This window comes from Actinomycetospora sp. (genome assembly GCF_036497585.1).
Classification (GTDB): domain Bacteria; phylum Actinomycetota; class Actinomycetes; order Mycobacteriales; family Pseudonocardiaceae; genus Actinomycetospora.
In genome coordinates, this window is the sequence record NZ_DASXJD010000174.1 from 1 (window position 1) to 4,733 (window position 4,733).

A 4,733-nucleotide genomic window follows, 5' to 3' on the forward strand; every position below is an offset into this window, starting at 1 on the left:
CGCGAGCCGGGCGGCGACGAGCACGGCATCGTCCGAGCCGCGGTGGCGGCTGTGGCCGACGACGACCCCGCCGTCGGGACCCTCGGGCGCGGGGCCCGCCGTCCGCTCCATCTCAGCTCTCCCCGTCCGCGGCCGGCGCGAGGGCCTTCGCGGCCACCCGCACCGCGGCGTCGACGACCATCGCCTCGTCGCTGCCGTTCGACTCCGGGTTCAGGACCGCCCGGCAGACCCACGAGAGGGTGCGGCGGACCTGGTGGTCGGGCTCGTGGCGCAGCGAGGTCTGGGCCTGGTCGACGATCGCCAGCAGCGCGGGACGGGCGGCGCCGCCCCGCTGCATCGCGAGGGCGCACACCACCAGGTCGAGCGCCTCGCGGGGGTGGCGCTCGAAGGCGGTCACCGGAACCCCTCGGCGGAGCGCGGTTCCCACGACGTGATCTGCAGCCGGGCGATCTCGCGCTCGTAGGAGGTCCCGGGGAACCAGCCCACGGCGACCGTGGCCGGGACGCAGACCGAGTCGAAGGTGCGCCACTCCCGGACCTCGTAGCCGATCTCGGCCCAGCGCGGCAGCCCGGTGCCGTACGGGTCGCCCCAGCCCTGGGTGCGCACCCCGAGGACGTGGCCGTGCGGGTGGACGTGCACCTTCAGGTCGAGGTCGTCGGCCACCACGCGCAGGTGGGTGCGGTCGAGGCGGGTCCAGGAGGCGCCGTTCTCCGGCCGCAGCGCCCCAGGGACCCAGAGGGCGGCCAGGGCACGGTGGGTGCGGGCGTGGCGGGCCGCGTCGAGGCTGTCGTCCTCCTCCACGACCCGTCCGCACGACTCGCGGCGCACGGCGTCCTCGCCGCGCTGCTCCTCGACCACCCGCACCATGCCCAGGACGCGGGCCCGCATCAGGTAGCCCGCGCGCGGGGCCACGGTGTCGACCGCGCGGAACGGCAACCAGGCCGGTCCGAGGCGCACCATCCCGCGGACGTGCACCCGCGCCGCGTCGGCGGGCTCCGCGCCCGGGTGCAGGGCGAGGTCCAGGTGCCGGGTGACCAGCGGATCGACGGTGGTGGCCGGCGCGGACGAGGCGACCGGCCCGGGCGTCGTCATCACGGACATGGGGACCTCCGAAGGGCGGGGGACGACGGCTGTGTCCACCCTCGTGGCGGGGCCGCCGGCGGGGTCAGGGCCGAAGGGCCGGACGGTGGTCACCTCGGGGCCGACGGACGTCCCGACGGGCGCGGTCCTTCGGCCCCCGCGGCCGCGTCGAGCACGCGGGGACCCAGCACCAGCACCGGGCACGGCGGCGCGGCGAGCAGCGTGCGGGCCGTCGACCCGTGCGCGCGCAGCCCGGAGGCGACCGGGTGGCGGTGGCCGAGCACGAGCAGCGCCGCCGCGCGGCCGGCGTCGAGCAGGCGGCGGGCCGGCCGGTCCTCGGCCCGCTCGAGCGTGACCGGCACCTGCGGGACGTTGCGCGACGCGGCCGCCACCAGGTCCTCCAGCCCCTCGACCGGACCGGGGTCGAGGACGGTCCACGTGGAGACCGCCCGCACGCCGGTGGCCAGCTCATCGGCCGCGACGAGCGCCCGGCGCAGCACCGTGGCCGCGTCCGGGGAGCCGTCGAGGCCGACCACCACGCCGCCGTCGGCCGGCCGGGGTGCGGTGGACTCGTCCACCACGAGCACCGGGCAGGGCGCGGCCTCGATCATCGCGTCGAGCGTGGTGCCGGCGGCGGAGCCGAGTCTGCGGTGCCGGTCGGCGAGCACGACGACGCCGTCGGGGTCGGCCGCGGCCGCGAGGGCCTCGACCCGGTGCCCGCCGACGCAGCGCCGGCTCACCGCGACCGGGCCCTGCCGGGCCAGGTAGGCCTCGGCGCGCCCCGTGGCGTCGTCGTGCGAGGTGGCGCGCGGGGTCTCGGGGCCGTGGACGTGCACGAGCCGCACCGCGGACCCACGGCGGAGGGCCACGAGGAGCGCGTTCTCGAGCAGACCCCAGGGCAGCGGCCCGTCGTCGATCCCGACGACGACCGCGCCGGACCCCACCTCCGTCGCGGCGGTGGGCCCGGGCTCGTCCCCGGGGGACGGCGGCGGGCCCGGCGGCCGGAGCAGGGAATCGGTCATGGCGGTCTCCTCGGACACGGTGGCGTCCCCCCGAGCATTGCGAGGGGCCGCGGGCCGGGGTAGGGCCGGACGGCCGGGTCGACCGGACCTGCTCAGACGTGCAGGTGCACCAGGGCCTGGACGTGGCCGGCGCGCGGGTCGAGCCGGCGTCCCCACGCCGTCCGGGTCGCGGCCTCGTCGAGGGACTCGGTGAGCACCTCGGCCCGCAGGCCGCGCAACCCGGCTGTCACGACGGCCCGGTGGGCGGCGATCCCGGCGGCGACCTGGTCGCGCGGGGTGTCGTCGTGGGTGCACACGGCGAGCACGGGGTCCTGGACCCAGGGCAGGTCGACCGCCGCGGCCTCCGGGATCGGGGTGCCCGGGTAGTGCCACACCGGCGCGCCGTCGTGGGTGGGCCCGTTCGCGAGGACGCACCAGACCCGGGTGGTGGAGGCGCCGCGGGCGACGTCGACGACCTGGGAGAGCTCCGGCCGGCCGCCGGCGTGCGGGAGACCCTCGCGCAGCCGACGGTCGATCCGGTGCCGCGCGAGGGCGAGCGGGATCGCCGGGCGGCGGCGGGTCGCGACGAGCGAGACGAGCGGCTCGGCCGTGGCCTCGTCGGCGGTCTCGCGCCGCGGCTCCCACCCGAGGCTGCGGATGGCGATCTCGAGGCAGGCCACCAACCGGCCCGCGGCCACGAGCGACGCGTGGCCGGGCGGCCCGTCGGGGCCCTCGGGTCCGTCGGGCAGCGGGACGACGTCGACGGCGCGCCCGCGCACGGTCACCGCGCCGGCGGGCGGGACCGGTCCCGCGACCGGCTCCACGGCCTGCAGCAGGACGCCGAGCTCGGCGGGCGTCCAGGAGCCCGCTCCGACGCGGGCCACGCGTGTGGTCACCACGGGTACCTCCTGTTCCCGCGCGGGTCCCGACGACCCACCTGCGGGTGCCGCGCAGCGTCGGGGAGATCGCCGTCGCGCGGCAGAGGCGAGCGGCTCGCCGACCGGAGTCGTTGGGCCCGGCCGCCGGGGTCCCGTCCGGACGGCCTGCCCGAACGGGTCCACCGCCCCTGGGACGTCGACGGCCCGGCGCCGACCCTGGGACGCGATGCGAAGGAGGGAGGCCCCATGACCATCGGTGGTCCAGCGCTCGAGGGCACGTTGGGACCGGTCGACGTGGCCGCCCTGCTCGGGGCGGGCGCGCTGGCCCCCTCAAGCTACAACACCCAGCCGTGGCGGCTGCGCTGGCACGAGGGCGCGGTGGAGGTCCACGGCGCCCCGGAACGCGCGCTCCCTGCCACCGACCCGGGGAACCGCGAGCTGCGGTTGGCCTGCGGCGCCGCCCTGGCCAACGTCCGCCTGGCGGTGCGGGCGCAGGGTCGGCGGGCCCACGTCCGGCTGCTCCCCGACCCGGAGGACCCCTGGTTCCTCGGCAGGGTGACGGCCGGCGGTTCGCTCGCGGCCACCTCGATGGAGACGTCCCTCGCCGCCGCCATCCCCCGCCGACGGACCGACCGCGCCACGCTCGCCGGGCAGGGCATCTCGCCCCGCGTCCGCGAGGAACTCCGCCGGGCCGCGCAGCGCGAGCACTCGTGGGCGGTGTTCCTCGAGGGGACCCGCGAACGACGGAGCCTGCAGGACCTCACCGCGCGGGCGCACGCCGTCCAGCAGGCCGACCCGGTGTTCCGGTCGGAGTGGGCCCGGTGGGTGGGCGGCGCGGAGGACCACGGGACGGGGCTCCCGTCCGGGCTGGTCCGCCGCGAACCCCGCCCCGACGGGCGGTGGCGGCTGCGCGACTTCGGGGCCCTGGCCGATCCCGACGACGACCGCCCCCCGGCGGCCGTGGACGACCCGGCCCTGGTCGTGCTCGCCACGACCCTCGACCAGCCGCTGGCGCACCTGCACGCCGGCCAGGCGCTCCAGCACCTGCTGCTCCTCGCCACCGTGCGCGGGCTCGCGGCATCGTTCGTCGCCCCGCCCCTCGAGGTCGCCGAGACCCGCGCGGAGCTGCGGGGCCTGCTCGGCGGCGCGCTGTGGCCCCAGGCGGTGCTGCGGCTCGGGGTCCGCCAGCGGGCGGTGCCCCGCCCGCCCCGGCGCGACCCCGGCGGCCCGCGTGAGCCGGGCGTGAGAGCGGACCCGGGACCTTGACAGCGCCCGGCGGGCGGTCACGATGGGCCCGGTGGACGACACCGCGAGCACCCCGACGGGGCCTCCCGAGGTGCCCGCCGGCCTCGCCTTCCCGGGCGCGGTCCGGCTCGAGCTCGACGAGCTCCTCGACCAGGTGATCGCCCGGGCCGGCGAGCTGAAGTCCGTGCAGGGCCGGCTGCGCAAGCTCCTGGCCGCGACCCACCACGTCGCCGCGCGGGCGGAGCCCGACGAGCTGCGCCGGCGGGTGGTCGAGAGCGCCCGCGGCGTCGCCGACGCCCGGCAGGCGGCGCTGGCCCTCGTCGAGGGCGACCACCCGGTCCTCGTGCACACCGCGATGCCGGCCGAGGAGGTGGCCGCGCTGACCGGTCTCGTCACCGCCGACGTCCTGCGGCCGCTGGTCGTCGACTCCCACCCGCTGCGGCTGCCCGACCTCCCCGGTCCGGACGGCGCGCCTCCCGGGCCGGGGCTCGGCAGCTTCCTCGGCGTGCCGCTGTACGTGGGGGGCGGC

5 protein-coding genes and 1 pseudogene are annotated in these 4,733 nt (G+C 78.8%); 2 read left to right on the forward strand and 4 right to left on the reverse strand.

Going from position 1 to position 4,733, the window contains the following annotated elements; all coding sequences use genetic code 11:
• Positions 1-112 precede the first annotated feature (112 nt).
• From VGH76_RS16845 to VGH76_RS16860, 4 genes are all read right to left on the reverse strand, one after another.
• Positions 113-397 (reverse strand): hypothetical protein, encoded by a 285-nt coding sequence (locus VGH76_RS16845; protein WP_331557856.1) that lies wholly within the window; start codon positions 395-397, stop codon positions 113-115.
• A complete protein-coding gene (locus tag VGH76_RS16850; RefSeq protein WP_331557857.1) occupies positions 394-1,092 on the reverse strand; it encodes a DUF6544 family protein in 699 nt (232 codons plus the stop codon). The genes VGH76_RS16845 and VGH76_RS16850 overlap by 4 nt, the downstream gene beginning before the upstream one ends.
• 98 nt (positions 1,093-1,190) lie before the next feature.
• Complete coding sequence (locus tag VGH76_RS16855) at positions 1,191-2,102, reverse strand: universal stress protein (protein ID WP_331557858.1); 912 nt, start codon at positions 2,100-2,102, stop codon at positions 1,191-1,193.
• Positions 2,103-2,194: 92 nt separating this feature from the next.
• On the reverse strand, positions 2,195-2,977 hold the full coding sequence (locus VGH76_RS16860) for a hypothetical protein (RefSeq protein WP_331557859.1): 783 nt from the start codon (positions 2,975-2,977) through the stop codon (positions 2,195-2,197).
• A 228-nt stretch (positions 2,978-3,205) separates the two neighbouring features.
• Between VGH76_RS16860 and VGH76_RS16865 the strand changes: the two genes are divergently transcribed.
• Entirely contained in the window at positions 3,206-4,225 is a 1,020-nt protein-coding gene (locus VGH76_RS16865; RefSeq protein WP_331557860.1) for an Acg family FMN-binding oxidoreductase, read from the forward strand.
• Positions 4,226-4,256: 31 nt separating this feature from the next.
• A pseudogene (locus VGH76_RS16870) lies at positions 4,257-4,733 on the forward strand (hypothetical protein); the annotation flags it as partial.

Excerpts from the sequence above, each read along its gene's own strand:
- VGH76_RS16850 (WP_331557857.1), bottom strand. The coding sequence starts at position 1,092 with ATGACGACGCCCGGGCCGGTCGCCTCGTCCGCGCCGGCCACCACCGTC.
- VGH76_RS16855 (WP_331557858.1), bottom strand. The coding sequence starts at position 2,102 with ATGACCGATTCCCTGCTCCGGCCGCCGGGCCCGCCGCCGTCCCCCGGG.
- VGH76_RS16865 (WP_331557860.1), top strand. The coding sequence starts at position 3,206 with ATGACCATCGGTGGTCCAGCGCTCGAGGGCACGTTGGGACCGGTCGAC.